Source organism: Elusimicrobiota bacterium (assembly GCA_041660185.1).
Taxonomy (GTDB): Bacteria; Elusimicrobiota; Elusimicrobia; order 2-01-FULL-59-12; family 2-01-FULL-59-12; genus JBAZWU01.
In genome coordinates, this window is the sequence record JBAZWU010000001.1 from 413,903 (window position 1) to 433,511 (window position 19,609).

Below are 19,609 nucleotides of genomic sequence, written 5' to 3' on the forward strand. Positions count from 1 at the left end.
TCGAATTACGGCACCGGCAGCCGCCGGGCCAGCCGTTCGTGCGCCTCCGCGCGGAGGTGCACTTGGTCCAGAAAATCACTTTCAGTCACCCAGGACTGGAGATCCATCAAGGTCATCCCGCGGGAGGCCGTCCCCGCTTCCAGCTCCCGGACAAAACGCTCCGACGCCTCATACCAGCCCATGCCGCATTTAGCCTTCGTCCGGGTGTCATAATAATTTGTGATGGCTCGGAAGGTCGAATCCTCGGGTGCGCGGCGCAAAAAAGGTTGAAGAAGGACTAAAAGACCGATCCCGCGGGCTGACGAGAGATCGCGCATGGCGGAAAGGTAGCGAAGCATGTGCGCCGCCAGAGCCGTTACGTCCCCTTTGGACGAGGTTGCCGCAGGACTCTTGTCCAGAAGGGAGCCTAGCCAGCGGAACCATCTCGGGGTCCCGGAGTATTGGACGTCCATCTGGAAAGACCCTTCCACCCGTCCCCCGGTTGTCGCCCAAAACAGCAGATCCGCATACCCGCACCAGACGATCATTTTTTTCAGCCGCGGCAGGGTGTCGAGAAGCGCGGGAAGCTGAACATAATGCTGATCAACCCTGTAGGCGCGGACAGAAGCGTCGGCAATCGCCGCTCCGGAAGCTTGCTCCCAGAACTTCGAGAGCCGGGCGTCATCACCAGAGGCGCCCACTCCGAAGGTGACGGAATCTCCCAGGAGAAGCGCGGTCTCGCTGCCCCGGAAATCAACCCCCCGGTAGCCGAGCCGGTTGATGGTCACATGCGCCAGCGACTGGTTGGGCCTTAAGCGGTAGCGTCCCAGGGCATCCCGGACATAGATGAGCCGTTCGTAGTACTCGTCGGCATAGGGAATCCGGGACCGGGAGAGTGTTTCAATGCTCGAACTCATTTGACGGTTGCCGCTGTCGTGGTTTCCCATTTATTGCCCTGGATCATGAGCCGTGGGTCGGAAACCAGAGCATGCCAGATGACGGCTTGAAACGCTTCGGAGTGAGGTGTGACGCTCGACGGGTTCACCGTCGGGACGATCACGACGATCGTGCCGTGTTTCTGGGTATAGCCGCCGTCTCGTCCGACAATTCCAAGGATATCCATTCCTCGCGCCCGGGCTTCGTCAACGGCGGCCACCAGGTTCGCGCTGATATTTTTCTCGCGGTTTCCGCCGCCGACGGAGAAAATGAGAAGCGCGTCCTTTGATTTCGCATGGCTGACACGAAGCCAAGCCGCGAACACCGTGTCCCAGCCTTCATCATTGGTGCGCGCGGTCAGTTCCGCCACATTGTCAGTGGGAGCGTACGCTTCAATGCCGGCCAGTTTGCGGAAATCGTTCACGGCGTGGCCGCAATTCCCGGCGCTCCCGCCCACGCCGCACAGGAAAAGACGTCCCCCGTCCTGACGCAGGCGGACAAGCCTTTCCACCAACCGGTCCATCGGGCGCTGGTCCAAAAGTCCTGCGATCTGGGCGACTTCCTTAAAATAACGCTGGAGATGTTCGGACACTAGATTTTCCTCCCGACGATCCGTGCGAAGGAGCTCAGTCCACGCTCCTGCAGGAAGGATTGAAATGCGCGCCGGGTCTCTTCGTCGCTCGACAAGAGCCGGTGCTCAAAATCAGAGAGCCGGATCTCCGGATCATGCCGCATATGTGCTTGGACGATTTCTAAATCAAGCACGCCCGGAGTGCTGACTTCGATGAGTTTGAAGCCCGCCTCCTTCAGGAACGTTTCCAGTCCCTGGAGGCTAAAACAATTCGCGCGATCCGGCGGACAGAGGTAGAGATTGTTCAAACCCAGCACGCAGAGATCGAATCCGGAACTGACCAGGGCCGTCAGAAAAAGAAGGCCGTCGGGTTCCAGGCGGTTGCGGACGGCCGCGAGCAAGGCGCCCGGGTCATCCACCCGGTCCAGAGACTCCAGCAGAACGGCCGCATGAAACGGGTCCGCCGCGGCGGGGCCGGTCTGCCGGCAGAGGTCCATCTCATTGACCGTCGTCACACTTCGGAAAAACCCGCTCTGGTTCAGCAGCGAGGAAAAATCACTCGGCGGCGTCGTGACTTCCAGGATATTCGGCTGACGGATTTCCTGAAGACGAAGGGTCGTCTGGATCCAATCAAGCTTTGGTGCGTACACGTTTTCGGTCCGTGATCCGGACACGGCCGCGTGGAACCCTTTGGGCGCGTGACGGTAACGCGTTGTTTCGGCCAAAAGGCCGGGCCAGCTTTCCGGCGAAGGCAGGTCCATCAGGAACAGTCCTCCGGTCTTCGGGCAGCGGCCGTAATGGAAACCTCCCACCGATCCTATGGGAACGAGCGGCGCTCCGTTGATCGGAGATTGCGTGCGCTGATTTTTTCCTTTGGCGCGGGCGCGCTGCAGCGCCTCGAAACAAAAGGTCCTGTAACCCAGCAACCCTTCGAGGGGTTTAACGGAAGAGAGTGGATAGGCGATGGTTGTTTGAATCGATCTCATGATGTCACCTTGGTTGCCTTTCGTTGGCCGCGGCGCTGGTAGACGTTCTGGATGAGTTCCATCACGTGCCGGGCCTCGGCCAGCGTGCCGTGCGCGGGGGTGCGAGTCTCGACGGCGGCCGCCAAAAATTCAGAGACTTCTTTTTCCCATGAATCATCCCGGTCAAAATGAATGATTTCCTCGCGGGGGTTGCCGAGCGCCAGGGCTTCGTCCTCGAATTGGCGTTTGCCGATGACCAGCATCTCCCGGCCGTAACTGCCGCTCTGTGACAGAAAGCCGCTCGCCACCAGGTAACCCTTTTCACATCCGATCTCGAAACGGAAGGTGTGCTTCCAGAGGGTCGCCGACGAATGCAGAAAGGCGGGAACATCGTCGCGTGAACGCAGCAGCACGAAGGCGTTGTCTTCAACGCCGCATCGCCAGAACGAATCGGTCAACACCGCGTCCACGAAGGTCAGGGGGCCGAGAAAGGTCTGGAAAATGTCCAGCATATGGATGCCCTGATCCAGAAGAATCCCGCCGCCGGAAATCTCCTTCTGGTTGCGCCAGCTTTCCCGGTACCGCGCCCCGCCGGATTTGCCGTAGGTCCCCTTCATATAGAGCACCTTGCCGAGGCCGCCTTCTCCGATCAGCGTGCGCGCGGCCTGGACAGACGGATGAAGCCGGTGATTAAAACCGAACATCAGGAGATGATCGGGAACGGCATGAGCCGCTTCTTCGATACGGCAGAATTCCTCAAAATTGCGTCCCGGCGGCTTTTCGCAGAAAACCCGCCGGCAATTCTTCAGCGCCTGGACGCACAGATCGGACGTCACATTATTGGGCGTGCAGATGAATGCCGCGTCAATGGTGCTCCATGGGATAGGTGCGTCTGCTGGCAGCAGATCCTTCCCCAGGTTTGTTTTGGACCGATCCAGGTAAGGGTCCCAGACCTTCACCGATTCCACCTGCGGATGCTGCCGCAGAACCTGGTAGCGGATCTTGCCCATATAGCCGTAACCAAAAATGATGCACTTCATGAGGGAACTCTTTCAGAAAGCCCCGCGGCTTCCAGCATTCGATCAATCGTTGAATCGTCTACAGGCATCGTGTATCGTGCCACGTAGTCAGCGGCTTCGCGCCATTGGGCCTGACGGTCCTCGGGAGCCAGACCCTCGTCCTGCTTGAGGAGCTCCGCCAGCGCTTCGGGTGTTACGCAATGCTCGCGCCAAGATTGTAAATCATACAGGGGATCGGTATCTATCATTCCCGGTACGCTCAGACAAACAGGGCGCAGGCCTTCAAAAATAGCGTAGAGAACGGTCGAAGAACCCCGGTATAGGATGCAGGAACTCCGCCGGAAATCCGCTGAGATATCCTTTTCTTGAGTGACGGCAATATTGGGTAGACGCAGAAAATCCTCAGGCAGTTCAGGCAGCACATGCTTGAGCGGCATGGCTGGATGCGTGCGGATCACGAATGTTGCCCAGGGAATGGATCGGGCGGCGCGGTAGGTGAATCCAAAGAGCGCTTTCATCTCAGGCAGCATGCCTTCCGGCGTGACCAGGATGCGCCGCCGTGCCGGAGAGGCCGGTTCCGAAGACTGACCTTTTTGAAATCGAAAACTACCCAAGCGGACCAGCCGGCAGCCGTGCGGTTCGTGCGATGGGCGTAGCAGGTCCAGAGGGACATCCCCGATACCGAGCACAAGGTCCGGGAGGGACCGTTCCGGGGAGTCGATGTACGGCTGCGTCATGGCCAGGGATTCCTGAAAAAGGACTGTGTGCTGGTATCCGGCTGTGCAGGTAGACGAGAATCCGCTCTTGGCGCCTGCCCAGGCGCATTTTTCCCATGCATGGCCTTCGTACAAAGTCAGAAAGGCTTTGGGTTTCCACTGACGGCAGGCTGTCTGAGCGATGCTGAAAAATAAGGCGTCCCGCAGGGTCTGAGGAGCCAGAACATCCCGTGCCGCTAGGACTAGGGCACGGCGCAGGACCGGATCGGCAGCGCGCAGCGCCGGGCGCCACAGTTTCCAGGCAGCGATCAATTGGCGGAAAAACATATGCCATGGATCCCAGACGCGAAGAAGACACAGCTCCGGCAGCCTGAAAGGGAATGCCGTCGAGGTGTAGGCTTTTCCAAACGAAAGAGAGTCCAGAATCCCGGCATTGCCGCAGAGCATCAGCATGGAAATGCCGCGCTGCCGTAGTCTGGCCTGGAGGTCTCCGAAGTAGAAGTCGATTTCCTTCTTCGCCAGATCAAACGAAAATCCCCAGGTTTTGGCGATCACGGGAAAGGACTGTTTCGCCAGCGCGTGCCGTTCTTTCCGGAAAGCCCATCGAATACGGCAGATCCTCCAGGTGAGAGCCATGGCGTAGAGCTTGCAGCGCGTGCCTGCCACAAACCAATCCGCTGTTAATCGTGTCAGGGTCAGAATCCAATTCCGTTTTGGGCGGACGCCGGGGGCCTTCAGCAAGGCCAGCAGCTCTTCCTGTACCGGGTGTAAAGGATGTTTCAAGTGCAGCCAGAAAATAGCCAGGACAGGCAGATCCGGGCACAGGCTCCGGATGGCATTTAAGCGCCGGTGCAATCGTGTCAACAGGCGGGAAAACCCGGAAGCGGTTTCCGCTCGTGCAGCCAGGGTCCGCTGGGGGATATCAGCGAGCATGGGTATGGGTCTTTTCAAGAGATTTCAAAAGATTTTTCACGGCGTCGCGCTCCATCGCTTCGCGGGCTTCCTGTGTGTAGGTGCCCATATGGGGAGACAGAAGCATCCGTTCCTCCTGGCAGAGGGGGCCGTCGTAGGGTTCTTTCTCAAAAACGTCCGACGCGGCGCCCGCCAGACGTTTGCTTCTCAAGGCCTGAGCGAGTGCCGATTCATCGACGACGCCTCCACGGGAGAGGTTCAGCAAAAAAGCATCCGGACGCATGAGCGAGAGCTCCCGGCTCCCAATGATCGCGGGAGTGCCTGATTGGCGCGACACATGGATCGTCACGGCATCCGCTTTCTGAAGTAGATGGTCAAGGCTGCAAAGGTCGATCTTCCGACTGGCGCACCAACCGGCATCCGCCGCCGGGTCCGAGGCGATCACCCGGACATCCAGTTTTTGCAGCGTTTCGGCTACCGCCCGACCAATACGACCAAGACCGATTACGCCAACTGTTTTCCCCATCAGTTGCGAACCCTTTAAGCGTTCCCAGTGCTTGGTGCGGATCATCCGGTCTGCCTTAGAAATATTCCGAAAAAGATCGAGCAAAAGCCCCAAGGTCAACTCCACTACAGAGCGAATGGGCGCCTCGGCCGTGATACACACTTGGATCCCCAGCTCTTTGGCGCAAGGTAAATCAATATTGTCGACCCCGATTCCGACGCGGCTGATGCACCGCAGGCGCGGAAGCGCGCGCAGCACTTCCGCCGTCAAAGGTTCCAAACCGGCCACAATGCCGACGCACTCCCGTGCTAAGACTTTGACCTCGTCGGCGGTCAACTTGCGTTTATGGGGATTGATGACCGGTTCATATCCAGCCGCGCGCAAAGGGACTAAAGGGTCGGGCTCATAGCCGCCGATCGTTGAAGGGGCAATAAGCACTTTGTCGTTCATGCAGGGGTTCTCCTCCCGGTTTGGGTCGTTAGGCGTTCCTCGTGCAAACGCCTCAGGCCCTCCCGCAGATTCGGGAGCGCGGTTTTAAAATGTGAGCTGAAAAGTGCGGTGGATAGGCTCAGGTCCCTCGGACGTTTGACAGCCATCGTCTTGGGTTCGAAGGAACAGGCGGTCACGCTTTTCATTGAGAGGCGGAAAACCTCCGCCAGGGCCCGGCCGAATTCGTATTTGGATACCCGCTCCGGACTGGCGATGTTTAACAGGCCCCTATAATTCGAATGCGTTACTTCTTCGAGGGCTTCTGCCAGATAGGAGACCTCGATCGAGTTGAAGTAGTAATCGGTATACAGATGGATCGGGTGTTTTTCTGAGAGGCTTTGATAGAGCCATTCCGCAAAGGTCGGCGCATGCCCGGCGGGACTCCAGCCGTAGAAATTCGTGCGGATCACGGCGGCTTGCGTGCAAGTTTCCAACACCGCTTTTTCCCCTTCCCACTTACTCCGGCCGTATTCATTGACCGGCGCCGGAGGATCGGTTTCTTTCCGGAAGGGCTCGTCTCCCTTAAAGAGGTGGTCGGTTGAGATGTGAAGAAAACGAATGCCGGCGGCCGCGGCCGCTTTCGCGAGATTCATCGCTGTCAGGACATTCACGGTTCGGGCCATTCCGGGGTCGCTTTCGCAGAGATTCACATTGGCCAGTCCGACGCAGTTGATGATGACATCCGGCTTGGCTTGAGCGACCAGACGTGACGCAAACGGCGGTTGGCTCAGGTCGCCAGGCAGATACCGCTCCACGGGTGACGGCGTGGAAGGCTGCCGGCCGTTTCCGACGATGGTATGACCCCGGCGGCCCAGACAGCGGGCCAGATTCGAGCCTAAGAGGCCGTTGATTCCCGGAATCAGGAAGCGCATCGATCGGCTCCTTTTTGCCCCCGGGTCTTCTCTGATATCTGCACCGCGATCGCATCCACTAATTCACGCTGGTTTCCGGCGAACCTGATGAGCGGATCCATGTCCTGGCGGGGCTCGAGCGTCGAGGAGGGATCGTAGTACACGGCCGGCGTGCCCTGGCAGGCCGCCACGTAAGCGGGGCTTGAATAGGGGATGACGACAACCAGATCGCAGCGTGATGTGAACAGAAACAGATTCGCATCCGGCGGGGTCACCCGGAGGCGGCCCGCGCTCTGGAGTTCGGCGATGTGATCGATATAGGTACGGTCATGGATAGGCGTCGGGTTGCGTTTATGTTTGATTTCAATCGAAATAGGCATCCCCATTCGAGACTCAAGCTCCTGAACAGCCGCTGCAATGCTGTCGACGAAGGCCATCATCGTATCGGTCCGGTAATAGTTGTAGACCAGACCAAAGTTCTTTTCCCATTCCGGTTTGGCCGGCGTCACATCGAAAACTCCGATGCGAAAGGATGCCTCGGGTTCTTCCTGCTTCAGAAGCCGCGCCTCGGGCAGGACCCAGAGAATGGGTCCAACGACGTGGGTTTGAGTCGACGGATGCAATTCTCGAAGCCAATTTCCCTGGTTCTGCGTCCAGACCCAATGGTGATCAATGGCCATGTACCGGTAAAGAGGGAAGACGACAGAGACCGGGTAATCGCGAAAACTGAAAGGTTGAGAATTCATGGAATACCACGTCATGTGGGTTTGGAAGCAGCGTCCCGGCAGATCAATCATCCAGAGACCCTGGTTGGCATAATCGGAATTCGTGATGACGATGTTCCCGATCAATTGATCCCGGTTCAGGCTCAGAACGAGGGAATGATAGGCAAAATCTTTGCCCAGCAGACAGGCGGCCGGTGTGCGTGCCACCAGCCGGAGAAAGGCACTCAATGCCAGAAGGTGATCCATCAGAAAACGAGCCGTATGCTTCCAGCCCCGGCGCCGAATATGGTTCAACGCAAAAAGCGGCCGTTTGCTGAAGAACGGATGGCCTGCCGGGCGCGGCCCGGCCGGAGGGATTCCCTGAATCAGCAGACGTTCGACCTGCTGCAGCGGAGTCACAGGGCCCTTTTTGCAGAAGGCAACGAATCCTTCCATCTTGGGACCGGCGATTGCCGCTTCCGGCATTCCGAAAAAGATCGTGACCGGACCCGCCAGCGGCCCTTCCTGTTTTCGGCGAAGGGCCGCCGTCAAAACCAGCAGCCATTGGAGGGCAAATCGGAAAAGCGAGCGGAAAATAAAAAGCCAGGCCGGCCGCGGGATTTCGCCCTGAGTGAGGATCCAAAACGCTCCCACGCGGGCAGGGCCTTCGCTTCCGGGGAACGTCAAGCGTCCGTTTTTATAAAGGAGAGCGCTTTCGCGAAGGTAAGGGCTCAGCAGGGCGTCTGCCAGTTTCTGCACCAGGCGGCGGCGCAGCGCCTCGGAGGAATAGCCCAGGCAACCGGGGATAACGCCCTTCATGGAAAGGTCCAAACGCTGGAGCAGGCTGTCAAATTCTTTGTAGGTCTGCGCCCAACGGGTGGACGGGGGAAGAGCGGTGTTGTTCGTATTCATCATGATTTCAAAACTGATCCAGATACGGCACTTGCGGTGACCCCACCGGGAACATCAAACGCAAAAGCGGCGCCGAGGGATGACCTCTCAGCGCGGAAAGGTGGCCCGGGTCGGCTGCGCCGAAAATAATTTTTGGCCATTCATGCTCCGCCAGAGCGATGTCTGGTTTTCCGTCGAAAGGCTCCACGCGCAAGCGGCCGCGCGAGAAAATAAACAGAATGTTATTGCAGGCGAGACGGAAATTCTTCACCTGTGCGGCCCTGAGCCGTCTTTCCAGAACAGGCCGGATTTTTCGTAAAAGATCCGGAAGGCGCGTAATTCTTAAAATATGGCCCCCGTTCCACGCGAAGCGGGAAACCTTGGTGTGAGCCCGGTCGGAAAGAAACAAAGCGAACGGGTGAAGGAATCCGATCTCAAGGATCACCTCCGTGTGCCCGTGCCTGGACAGATCGGTCCCGATGACTCCCGCGATATCGGCGAAGGCATTGGAGTTCCCCCCCAGTTCGTGCACGACGTTGTCCTTTGTGATGCAGTAACCGATGGAGCGGTTCCCGCGGCCAATCATCTGTAAGTTCAATTTTTCCCGTTGGATTCTCGCGAAATAATAAGACCACAAAACGGCATCACGATTTAACGGGCCCACGAGTGTGCGATAAGAATGCTTGTAGCTCTTTCGGATAAATGGGTAGTCCTGAGGTTGCGCCCGGCGCATGGAGTAGCCCTGCTTCGGGGCGGGCAAAAACGAGAGCGGGAGACTCATTTTCCCGAAATTCGTTATCCCAACATATCCATAGGGATACCAGTAACCGTCCATAATCTTCCTCGCAAACCCCATGCTGATGTCTGATTGACCGTCCATCCAGCGAAAGAGACGTTGTTTCAGTATCGAGGAAATCGAAAAATTGCGGTGCTGTGCATGGATAGCCATATAGGAAAGTCCTGCGACACGCAAGGAGACGCCAAAATAGTCGAGCGCCCGGTCAAGAACGAACAGCACGCCCAGGATCCGTTGCCGTGCATCCTCGACGATGAAGCAGTGTTTCCGCGGAACTCGCCTTAAGAAAAACGAGAAAAGTCTGCGGGCCGGCGCGTAGCGGAGGCCGAAACTCCTTGAGAGCAGGTCGAGAACACGTTTCTGCTCCTTCCGGTCTAACGAAGGCGCCAGCCGGCAGCCCAACGGGGAGGTTGCCGGAGTGGTCTGATGTCGATTAATAAATGCCTCCGTCGATGTTAATGACGGCCCCGTTAATGTAAGAGGTCTTCATTAAGCATCCGATGACCTGTGCAATATCCGAAACAGGCCCGAGCCGCCTGGAGGGAATCTGCGACAGAATGGTCTTGCGCGTCTTGGCCTTGAGCCGATCCATCAAACCCGCGTCAAAGTATCCGAGGTTCAGGACATTGGACGTAATGTTAAAGCGGGCATACTCGCGGGACAGGACTTTTGAAAATCCCAGGAGCGCTGATTTGGAGGCCGCATACGCCAGGGTGCCCGGCATGCCATGAAGGCCTACCACCGAAGAAATATGGATGATCCGCCCCCAACCCTCCTGCACCATGCGCGGAAGAAGCGCCTTGGTCAGAAGAAAATTGCCCTTCAGATTGACATCGAAGACGCGGTCCCAATCCGCTTCCATATAATGGATCGCGAGATTGTCGATACTGCTGGCGGCGAAGTGCAGCAGCGTGATGCGGTTCAGTTGCCCGGCGTAATGACGGACAAAAGAGGTCACGCTGGCCTCACGGCTCAAGTCCACTCTTGCGTAGGCGATGCGCTGCCCGCTCTTTCGCGAGGCCGGCATTTTTTGGCGCGAAAGACACAAGACGTTGTCGAGGGACATCAGTTGCGGCAGGATCTGCTTGCCGATTCCCCCCGTTGCTCCGGTTAACAGGATCATAAAGGCCCCCACTGCACGAGACAGGCTCCCCAGGAATAGCCGACTCCAAATCCGACAAGCATGACCGTATCCCCCTCTCGTAAGCGTCCCTCGGCCGCCGCGTCTTTCAAGGCCATCGGGATGGACGCGGAGACGGTGTTCCCGACGCGCGACAGATTGCTGTAGACCTTTTCCGGCGGCAGGGACAATCGCCTCTCAATGTTCTCCAGCACGATGCGGCTGGCCTGATGGAAAATAAATAGGTCAATTTGATCCAACGTTTTTCCGGATTTCTGAAGCAATGATTCCACGCATTTGGGAACCATGTCCATCGTGAACAGAAAAACGTGAGGCCCCTGCATCCGGATTTTGTGATCGGCGCTCGACCGCTCCGGTTCGATCCGTGCGCCGCTATTCCTGACAATGAAGCTCTCCGCCCCGGAGCCATCCGTCCCCAGGACAAAGGGTCCCATTCCCCCTTTGGGCGAAACAGACAGGAGCGTAGCGGCAGCGCCGTCGCCAAAAATGGGACGGCACGTTCGATCCGCTTTGTCGATCCATTTCGTGTAGGTGTCGCCGCAGAGAAGCAGACTGTTGCGCACGACGCCGGAGCGAATCAGCGACGAGGCAATCGCCAGGCCGTAAATAAAACCCGAGCATCCCAGATTGACGTCAAACGACATGCAGGAAAGCGGCAGACCCAGACGGTTCTGCAGCAGGCAGGCGGTTGTGGGAAGGGCGTAATCCGGTGATTGGGTCACAAAAATAAGCGACTCAACGGATTCCCGTGGAACACCCTGGCTGAAGATCTTTTCGGCGGCCTGCGCGGCCAAGTCAGCCGCCGTCTCATCCAGAGCGGCGATATGTCGCTGCCGTACGCCTGTCTTGGCCTCGATATCCTCCATCCGCCAATCCGGATTGTCTGATTTTAACGCCTGGCCGGTTTCCACTTTGGCGGGCAGGTGATACTCGAGCGCGACGATGCCAACACGTTGATCAGCGAGAGTCATGGAATTAAATGAGAGAGTGCTTTTTCAGAAGCTGCAGAATCGTTTTGACGGAATCCGCGGTCGCCATTTCCCGGATGCCGGCGACTTTCCCCTGGAATTGTTTGTCCAAAGCGGCGAGGATCCCCAGATGCCCGAGGGAATCCCAGACGTCACTATCGCCCATGCGGCTGTTGAAGGTGATTTTCTTCCCGTCCGCGCCCAGCGCTTTTTGTATCGTCGCTAGGACGTCCGCTTCTGTTGTCTTTGCCATATCAATCTCCCTTGGAGTTGGTCTCTCCCGATGCGACATAAATATCCGTGAAACAAATGGTCATGCCGAATTTCTCCTCGAACGTGACAACGCCTTCCTCTCGCAGACGCTTGAGCAGGTCAAGATGTTCATGCATATCCGGCGGCAGCGGCCATTCTTCATGGACCAACCGCTCGACCGTTGGAAAGCGTTCGCGGGCGGCGGATAATATGCGTTTCACATTGGAAAGCGAGATCACAGGGAAGAACAATTTCCCTCCGGGCCGCAGATGCCGTGGCGCCTGCCGGATCACCTGAAGGACCAGTTCCGCGCCGTCCTTGCCTGAGGCGCAGGGAATATTCTTGAACCAGGGAGAAACGCGGGCGATGGCTTCCGCGACCCCGGAAACATCGTCGACAATATAGTCAAACCGGCAATCTTTCCAGGGTTCAAAAAGAGACCCCTGCCGCGCGACAACCGGGCAGTCATGCCGCCCGCAGTTCAAACGGGTGCTCTCGACCGCATCGGCGTGATAATCCGAAGCGTACAACGGCGGCTGAACAAGCCCGAAACGCGACAAAGCAATACCGACCACTCCCGTTCCGCATCCCAGATCCAGACAGACGCCGGCTCGGACGGTGCGCTTTCGAACTCCCTTCAGGAGGGCCAGGCTCGTGCCGGTCGGCAGGAAGACGTCGCCTTCGGCGTGCAGCGATAATTCGGTATCGTTATCGATTTTAAATTTGCTTTCAATCATTGTGTTTCGCTCCGGTACGGCGCCAGGGTTTCTCTCACCCGGGTGAGCCACTCCACCGGCACGTCCTGATGGACGGGGACCGGCACGACTCGAACCATGTCGGTGTTCGGATATGAACGCGAACGATTGAAATGGCGAGGGCGCGAGATCAGGCCGTTCGTATGCAGCGTCGCAGCCATCCTATCGGTGCAGAGGACCGGGACGGCACAGGGCAGCCGGTCCTGCTCGGGTTTCGCCCAAGCGGGCAGAAGATCAACCACCTTTTCGAGATGGGCCCGCCGACTGCTGATAATCTGATCCAGACTCTCCAGCCGATCCAGGATGTCGGCGCAGGCCGGCGCGGGGATCCCTCCGTTCAAGAATTCCGCGCCTTGCCAGTAGGTGCCAAATGAGAATCCGTATCGCATAAGGACCCGCAACGCGAACTGTGTCCAGCCTCTGCCGGGTCGAGCCTCCCGGACCGCGCGGACCCGGTCAGCGTCGTCCTGGCGGCGGCAAAAGACCACGCCTCCGCAAAGGGTTCCCAGTATTTTGGGAAGGGACAAAATCTCAAACCGCCCCCCGTTTGGAAACAGCGGGCGTCCCGGCAGACAGAGGGAATCCGCCGAATCCTCGATGAGGATCGTTTCCGACGAACACCGGTGCGTATAACCCCATTGATGGTAGACCACGTAGGCCGAGACGGGCATGTCCGTCGAGGGGACCACCGGGTCGGCTCGCCAGGAGACGGCGTTCCAGACACAATGACTGGCGAAGGGCGGAATTCCCACTTTTTGCGACCGCCCGAGCTGGAGTGTTTCTATAATGGCGCTGAGACCGGCTCGTGCGCTGGGGAAAAGCACGGGCCGAGCTCCTGGATAAAGGCGATCCAGGCGTTCTTCGATGGACAGGATCCCTGTCCCCGGTTTTTTAATGCAGGCGCGCCAGTGCACCCGTCCTTCCGGCCAGAGGAAGTAACTCATAGCAGGGTCTCTTCTTGAACAGATAAAACGGAAATGTAGCGCGACATGGTGAAGCCGCCGAAGCCTCTCTTGAACAGGCTGATGTTCACCAGTTTTTCCTCATCCGCGGGCCGTGTTGACGAAGGGTAAGTCTGAGGCCCCAGCTCAAAAAACTCAAATCCTGTCTTTTTCAGGGCCAGGATGCTTTCCCACAAAAGGGCATGACCGACGGAAGCCGCCGGCGGCAGCTCCGGATGCTTACAGGCTGAAGCGTAATAAGCCGATTTCTTATCGGCCATAATGTATGCGAATCCTGTCCACCGGCCGTTCTGTCTGGCTCCGACGAGCAGAGCCTTTCCCTGATTGATGAGGTCCCGCATGATATCGAAGGTCACCTGGTTGCGGGTCGCGCGTCCGGCTGCCAACGCGTGGAGTTCTTGATATGGCGCGAAGTCCTCTTCGGAGATGGCTCCGGCCCAGGTCTGTAACGAGAACAGCTTTTGCCCTGTCTTGATGCTCGACTTGTGTCCCTTGCGTACCTGGCTCCATAGGGTTTCCGGCGATTGCGTCAAATCCATGACCCAGGTGTCGATGGCTGTCGTGGTATAGCCGAAGCGGTTGGGCAAGGGGCTGGGTGGAAAAGGAGCCTTATAGAAGGACGGAGGCAGGACGTGGCTGGTTGTCTCGATTTTCCGGATACCGAGATCCCGCGCCTGACTGGCGAGGGTCTGATAAACACATTCTTCAACCGCCTGCCGTTCGCTCGGGACCAGGGACGGCGAAAGAACCGGCCAAGGTATCAAGGAAGCCCCGTAGATCAACGACAAGTTCCCTTGGTCATCCCGCTCAGCGAAGCAAGGAAGCAGCGCGAGCTTGCGGGAGCCGTCCACCACCATGAAGCTGAGATTCTTGACCATCGCCTGATTCGCATAGGCTTCCGAATAGCGGATCCAATGCGAACGGTGCCACAACCAACTGTCCGGGCTCTCATCGCAAAGGTGGTCCCAAGCTGGAGAGAGGTCCGGAGACCATGGGATAACGTTCATCCGCTTTTTCCTTTCACTGCGAAAGCGCTGTAGCCGCGGTCCGGCCGGACTGGATCACAGCGAGGCTGGCCGGCCCTTCGTTAAAAAGGAGATCGAGCGCGCCCATGTAAGGCAAGAAGGCCCCGTAGAGCTGTCGATACGGCGGGTGGTTATAGCTATGGTAGCTCAGACCGATGCCGTGGGTTTTAAAGAGATTGTTCTCCTCAATGTACTGCCGCGACCCCTCTGCCGAGAGATAATGCTCGGCCTTCAAGGATTTACAGATGCTGACAAGGAGTTCCGTTTTTTTCCCTTCCACGGGCAGCGTGGAACTCCGAAGCGTCGGTGTTTGAATCCCGAACCGGGTGCAGAGCCATAAAATGAGCTCAATATTCAAATCGGCGAGGCGCCGGTGGTTTTTCCGGTAGAGCGCGCTTAAGTCCTCGAAGTAGGCGGCAAAATGCGGCGTCTTCCTGTAATACAGCGAGATGGCTTTCAGGTGTTTTTCGGCAATCGCTTGTGTCGTATCAATCTCGACCTGCTCGATGGTCTGGTCCCGGCGGCCCTTGGACAACACGGGAACCACCAGCCAGCATTCGCCCTGGGGGCCCTTGACGCGGTTGCGCTGCTGCCAGGACCGGGAGGCAAACTGAACGGAATCCAGGAAGACGAAGGTGTCCACTCGGTCAATCATGTCGAAATAGCCGATCCACGGCAGGTAGGTCGGCTGCATGATTGCGATTGTTCGAGGGGTAGTAGAAGTCATTTAGGTTCGTATACTGCCAGCCCGGCGCCTTCACGGCCGTAGTCGTTGCCGTTGTAGAGCATGTAAGCGGTTCCTCGATGTTGAAACACAAAAGGATATTCGATCATCTGGGAGTCCCATCCTGCGGGAGAGACGTCGATGCCGGCGCGATCGTCCATCCGGCGCCAGCGGATGCCGTCCGTGGATTCGGCGTAACCCATCCGGTAGGCCTGGCCCTTGTGGGAAAACCACATCTTGTAGAGGCCGTTTTCCTTTACGACGCAGGGGCGGGCGAGCGCGTTTTCATTGGAGTCGGCGAAATCAATGCAGACGGTCCGGTTTCGTTCCCAGTTCATGCCGTCCTTCGATTCCGCGTATTGGATGTTGTAACGTGGAAGGTCCTTATGCGCCCATCCCGTTCCGGAGACATACCACATCCGCCAGCGGCCGTTCTCCTCCATCACGCACGGGGCTGTGTTGAGGTAGGGGTTCACCCGGCAGCGTTCGATGATGGGGGCCTCAGAATAGCGTTGGAAACTTTCCCCCCCATCTTCGCTGATCGCCAGTCCTCCGAAGAGGTGCATGCGTACCGTAGACCCTTTGTTCCAGCCGATGTAATAGAGAAACTTGCGCCGGCCCTGTTCGACGATCCAGGAGGGAGTCACTCCGTTATCATCGAAGCATCCCAGGGCCCCGAGGCCGAGAACAGGTTTTTCTGAGTAGCGCAGCACGCGCGGCGCGCCTTTGAGCTCGAGTTCTGAATAGCCAATCAAGGAACGGTTCTGCTCATCTCTTCCAGAAACGTAAACCCGGAAGACGTCGCCCTGCCGCCGTTCGGCGACCGGGATCATGGCGTGCGTGCGCATCCATGGCAGGTGCGGCTGAGGTTGAATAATCAGTCCTTTTTTGATCCAGGGCATACCGGTTCTTAACGCTCCGTGTACTTGGTATGGGTGAAATAGCGAATCCGTGAAGCGTCCCGCGCCCTCAATTCCGCCTTGGGGCCTGTGTAAACGCCGTTTTCCTGCGTGTTTGAAAGAACCGTGGCGCCTGCTCCGACGACGGTCTTGGGGGCGAGCGTGATCCCGTCTTTTAACGTACAGTTGACTCCCAGAAAGGAAAAGGCGCCCACCTTCACGTGGCCGGAGATGACGACATGTGAAGTCACAAACACGTGGTCGTCAATCACGGCGCCGTGTCCGACATGGTTTCCGCTCCAGAGCGTAACGTTGTTTCCGATTTTGACGAACGGCTGGATGGTCTGGTTTTCCATAATAAAGCAATTGTCACCGATCGTAAGGTCCGGCCAGGTGACCGAGCGTGTGCTGACGTAGCTCGCGAGCGTATAGCCCTTCGCTTTCGCTTCGGTGTATTTCCGCGCGCGTGTTTCGTTCAGTTTGTTGTAACTGAGGGCGATAAACAGGTCGAACCGATCCGCTGGAAATTCTTTCTGCACGTTTTCGAACGGGACGACCGGCAATCCGCAAAACGCCTTGCTTTGGATTTGATCTCCATCGGCGCAAAAGGCGGCGATCCGCCGCTCGCTGTCGTGCGTCATATAAAAGTGTGCGAGTTCGGCCACGTCACCTGTCCCGAATATAACGATCTTCTTCATGGTCCTCAGGCCCTCCAGGCCGGTCCAGCCGTCGGGATTTCCAAGACTTCCCAGCTCAGAGTATCCCCTTTGGCCAAAGATTTTTTCAGCCGCGCACCCAGGACTGCCGGGAGATACCGCGGACGAATGCCTCCGGCGGGACGCTGGACCACGATATCGCAAGGTTCTAAGATGCTGCCCGCGGAAAGCGCCCTTGCGGCATGCAGGCTTTCCCGGCGAGCATGCACCGCCTCTTCGGCCAGGAGCGTCTTCTTGGGAGATCCCAATGCTTCTTCCACCTCACGGATTTGTGAAATCATGCGTTTAAAATCTTCGGGCTCAAGTGCGTAGCCATGATCCGGCCCCTTGAGCTTTCGGCTTAAGGTGAGGTGCTTCTCGATCGAGCAGGCGCCCATGGCAACGGCTACGGAAGGCATCAGTGTCCCCAGGGTATGGTCCGAGAGCCCCACCGGGCATTGAAAGGTTGACGCGAGAGTCTGCATGGCGCGCAGGTGAATATGCCGGTTTTCCAGCGGATATAAGGAAGTACATTGGAAAATCAAGATCTGCTCGTTTCCTTCGGAACGGATGACCTCCACGGCTTCGTAGACGTCCGCCAGGTCACACATGCCGGTGGAAAGGAGGACCGGTTTCTTTTTTGAGGCCATGTATTTCACAAGCGGAAGGTTCGTGACTTCCGAAGAGGCGACTTTGTAGGCGCTGGCCCCAGCCGTTTCCAGCGCGTCGACTGCGGGAAGGTCAAAGGGGCTTGCGAAACACTCCACCCCGCGCTCGGCCGCGTGGCGCGCCAGAGACGCCAGCCAATCGCGTGAAAGTTCGATGCTTTTCAGAATCGCGTGCACCGGGGAATCCTTCGGATAAAGCGCATCCGCCTTAAAAAGCTGGAACTTGACCGCGTCCGCGCCTGCGGCGGCGGCCGCCTCGATCAGTTTCTTCGCCTGATCGAGTTTTTGATCGTGATTGGAGCCGATTTCCGCGATGATAAACGCCGGATGGCCCGGTCCGATACTCCGTTTCCCGATCGTTAGTGTCGTCACCGTAGCACCTCTTTCGGAATCATCTCTAGGATCCGCTCGTTGCCGTGCCCGTCAACCAGCCGGCGGCCGGCTTCGGACATCCGGCGGCGTTGTTGATCATTCGCCAGAAGATCTTGAATCAGGACCGACAGGTTCTCGACGCTCACATCCGATCCGTCGCCCGCATGGAGGACGGAGCCCGCCCGTTCAAATTCTTGGTTGAGGACCTTCTCGCTGTCAAAGCGGGACAACATGACCGCCGGAGTTCCCGTGGCCGCCGCTTCATATTTTGTCACGCCGTCGTTGATGACAGCAAGATCACAGCCCATCATCGCCTCTGCCACATTGTCCGTGGGTGGGTGCAGGCGGTAGGCGCCTGGAAGCCGGTCCAGCGACGCCTGAAGACCCCCTCGGAACTTCCCGGAATACGCCGGCCCGAGAAAAAGATCCAGCTCGATATCGCTACGTTTCAGTGACAAAAGCGCCCGAACCGACTTTTCCGTAAAGTTCAGATCATCGCCGCCCCCGAGGCAAATCAGGAGTTTTCGTCCGTCAGGCGAAATGGGTCGGGGTGTGCGCGCCGCTGCAATAAATTCCGGCCGTAAAATCTGGTATTGCGGACCCAGCAACTGTACGGTTCCTTTCGGCAATGCGGTCCGGTCCATTTTTTCCAAGCCGGCGTAGGGACTGATGACCACCTGCGCGGGAAAGTCCACAATCTTGTTTCCAGCGAGACAGATCGTAAAGAACCGGTCCGAAAGCCAGCGATGGTAGCGCCGCAGGCTGTCGGGGTCCTGGAGCGACCATTTGTGCGACACGTCCGTCACCACCACGCGCGCTCCCGCCTGCCGCGCCTGGTCTTCCGTAAAGCGGAGTTCGGCGTCACCGTGCAGTGAAGCCGGGAGTGCCTTGGCCGCAAAACCCGCCTTGTGTATCATCGCCTCGATCGGCGCCGGGTCTTCCCGATAGATAAAGACCGGCCGGATGCCGCGATCCGCGAAACTATGGGCGAATGCAACCAGGCGCATCACATGGCCGAGGCCAAGGGTGTTGGATCCGTCCGCGCGAAAGATGGCTCCGGAGGTCAAGGACTCAGCCCTTGCGCGCCAGAAAAAGACGCCAGGCGTCCCGGCGATCCGGGGCGAACAAATCACATTCCGCATAGCCTTCTTCGACGTCGGCAAAGGGCGACAGCAGCCGGCGCCAACCGGAAGAGGTTCCGTCGTAGAAGATGGTCAACCCCTCTCTCGTATCATGTTCCGACGCGCGGTCGATCTTGTGAGCGCCGTCTCCCTGGTCCGCCGAAAATCGGTGGACCATAAAGCTGTTCGGGTGGATCAAGGACATCAGCAGCACGCCCCCCGGACGCAACACCCGGTGGAAATCAGCCAGGGCTTCGCGGACCAGCGTGCGGCTCCCGTAGTAATAGACGGCATTCCAGGAAAGCACGATATCAAAGAAGCCGTCCGGATACGGCAGCCGGGTGCCGGAAAGAAGTCCCACCTCAAGCGTCACCCCCGCGAGAGGTTCGAGGTCCTTGGCCGCCTGGACGGAGGCCTCGCTGACCTCCAGGCCGTGCGCTTCAAAGCCGTTCTGCGCAAAAAGGATCATGTTCGCGCCCCGTCCAAAACCCACGTCGATCATGCGGCCGGAACGGGGTATGTCCGCGTATTTCCCCTTTACCAGCCGGATGAGATTCTCGTCAGGCGAAACATTTCCCGATCCGCGGCCGTAAAACATCTGCCATCGGTCTGCTCCTGCCACCGCGTTGGATGCGATTCCGGTTTTCGCCGATTTCTTGGTTTCTGCGGTAGCCATAATGCGGTTCTCCATCG

21 protein-coding genes are annotated in these 19,609 nt (G+C 58.0%); all 21 read right to left on the reverse strand.

The features are described 5' to 3' along the window. Positions 1–5: 5 nt before the first annotated feature. The 21 genes from WC859_01975 to WC859_02075 are packed head-to-tail and all read right to left on the reverse strand — an operon-like array spanning position 6 to position 19,592. Positions 6–896, reverse strand: a complete 891-nt coding sequence (locus WC859_01975; protein MFA5974917.1) for a hypothetical protein — start codon at positions 894–896, stop codon at positions 6–8. Then, positions 893–1,507: an SIS domain-containing protein gene (locus tag WC859_01980; GenBank protein MFA5974918.1), complete on the reverse strand. Its 615-nt coding sequence runs from the start codon at positions 1,505–1,507 to the stop codon at positions 893–895. Before WC859_01980 ends, WC859_01975 begins: the two co-directional genes overlap by 4 nt. Beyond that, a complete protein-coding gene (locus WC859_01985; GenBank protein ID MFA5974919.1) occupies positions 1,507–2,472 on the reverse strand; it encodes a methyltransferase domain-containing protein in 966 nt (321 codons plus the stop codon). Before WC859_01985 ends, WC859_01980 begins: the two co-directional genes overlap by 1 nt. Further along, a complete protein-coding gene (locus WC859_01990; GenBank protein MFA5974920.1) occupies positions 2,469–3,491 on the reverse strand; it encodes a Gfo/Idh/MocA family oxidoreductase in 1,023 nt (340 codons plus the stop codon). The genes WC859_01985 and WC859_01990 overlap by 4 nt, the downstream gene beginning before the upstream one ends. Beyond that, the gene (locus WC859_01995) at positions 3,488–5,119 is read right to left on the reverse strand and encodes a hypothetical protein (protein ID MFA5974921.1); all 1,632 of its coding nucleotides are present in this window, start codon (positions 5,117–5,119) and stop codon (positions 3,488–3,490) included. Before WC859_01995 ends, WC859_01990 begins: the two co-directional genes overlap by 4 nt. Further along, positions 5,109–6,053 (reverse strand): phosphoglycerate dehydrogenase, encoded by a 945-nt coding sequence (locus WC859_02000; protein ID MFA5974922.1) that lies wholly within the window; start codon positions 6,051–6,053, stop codon positions 5,109–5,111. Before WC859_02000 ends, WC859_01995 begins: the two co-directional genes overlap by 11 nt. After that, positions 6,050–6,964, reverse strand: coding sequence for an SDR family oxidoreductase (locus WC859_02005; protein ID MFA5974923.1), 915 nt, complete (start codon positions 6,962–6,964; stop codon positions 6,050–6,052). Before WC859_02005 ends, WC859_02000 begins: the two co-directional genes overlap by 4 nt. Then, a complete protein-coding gene (locus tag WC859_02010; protein ID MFA5974924.1) occupies positions 6,952–8,562 on the reverse strand; it encodes a polysaccharide biosynthesis PFTS motif protein in 1,611 nt (536 codons plus the stop codon). Before WC859_02010 ends, WC859_02005 begins: the two co-directional genes overlap by 13 nt. 4 nt (positions 8,563–8,566) lie before the next feature. Then, entirely contained in the window at positions 8,567–9,736 is a 1,170-nt protein-coding gene (locus WC859_02015; GenBank protein MFA5974925.1) for a GNAT family N-acetyltransferase, read from the reverse strand. Positions 9,737–9,767: 31 nt separating this feature from the next. Continuing rightward, positions 9,768–10,457 (reverse strand): SDR family NAD(P)-dependent oxidoreductase, encoded by a 690-nt coding sequence (locus tag WC859_02020; protein ID MFA5974926.1) that lies wholly within the window; start codon positions 10,455–10,457, stop codon positions 9,768–9,770. Next, complete coding sequence (locus WC859_02025; GenBank protein MFA5974927.1) at positions 10,454–11,446, reverse strand: ketoacyl-ACP synthase III; 993 nt, start codon at positions 11,444–11,446, stop codon at positions 10,454–10,456. The genes WC859_02020 and WC859_02025 overlap by 4 nt, the downstream gene beginning before the upstream one ends. 4 nt (positions 11,447–11,450) lie before the next feature. Beyond that, positions 11,451–11,696: an acyl carrier protein gene (locus tag WC859_02030; GenBank protein MFA5974928.1), complete on the reverse strand. Its 246-nt coding sequence runs from the start codon at positions 11,694–11,696 to the stop codon at positions 11,451–11,453. 1 nt (position 11,697) lies between these two features. Then, positions 11,698–12,432 (reverse strand): methyltransferase, encoded by a 735-nt coding sequence (locus tag WC859_02035; GenBank protein ID MFA5974929.1) that lies wholly within the window; start codon positions 12,430–12,432, stop codon positions 11,698–11,700. Next, entirely contained in the window at positions 12,429–13,394 is a 966-nt protein-coding gene (locus WC859_02040) for a putative PLP-dependent aminotransferase (GenBank protein MFA5974930.1), read from the reverse strand. The genes WC859_02035 and WC859_02040 overlap by 4 nt, the downstream gene beginning before the upstream one ends. Beyond that, on the reverse strand, positions 13,391–14,419 hold the full coding sequence (locus tag WC859_02045; GenBank protein MFA5974931.1) for a GNAT family N-acetyltransferase: 1,029 nt from the start codon (positions 14,417–14,419) through the stop codon (positions 13,391–13,393). Before WC859_02045 ends, WC859_02040 begins: the two co-directional genes overlap by 4 nt. Before the next feature lie 13 nt (positions 14,420–14,432). Next, positions 14,433–15,131: a WbqC family protein gene (locus tag WC859_02050; protein ID MFA5974932.1), complete on the reverse strand. Its 699-nt coding sequence runs from the start codon at positions 15,129–15,131 to the stop codon at positions 14,433–14,435. A 29-nt stretch (positions 15,132–15,160) separates the two neighbouring features. Then, positions 15,161–16,063, reverse strand: coding sequence for a hypothetical protein (locus WC859_02055; GenBank protein MFA5974933.1), 903 nt, complete (start codon positions 16,061–16,063; stop codon positions 15,161–15,163). Positions 16,064–16,071: 8 nt separating this feature from the next. Beyond that, the gene (locus WC859_02060; GenBank protein ID MFA5974934.1) at positions 16,072–16,758 is read right to left on the reverse strand and encodes an acetyltransferase; all 687 of its coding nucleotides are present in this window, start codon (positions 16,756–16,758) and stop codon (positions 16,072–16,074) included. Positions 16,759–16,763: 5 nt separating this feature from the next. Beyond that, complete coding sequence (locus tag WC859_02065; protein ID MFA5974935.1) at positions 16,764–17,795, reverse strand: N-acetylneuraminate synthase family protein; 1,032 nt, start codon at positions 17,793–17,795, stop codon at positions 16,764–16,766. Then, entirely contained in the window at positions 17,792–18,937 is a 1,146-nt protein-coding gene (locus tag WC859_02070) for a hypothetical protein (protein MFA5974936.1), read from the reverse strand. Before WC859_02070 ends, WC859_02065 begins: the two co-directional genes overlap by 4 nt. Next, on the reverse strand, positions 18,867–19,592 hold the full coding sequence (locus tag WC859_02075) for a class I SAM-dependent methyltransferase (GenBank protein ID MFA5974937.1): 726 nt from the start codon (positions 19,590–19,592) through the stop codon (positions 18,867–18,869). The genes WC859_02070 and WC859_02075 overlap by 71 nt, the downstream gene beginning before the upstream one ends. Positions 19,593–19,609 lie beyond the last annotated feature (17 nt).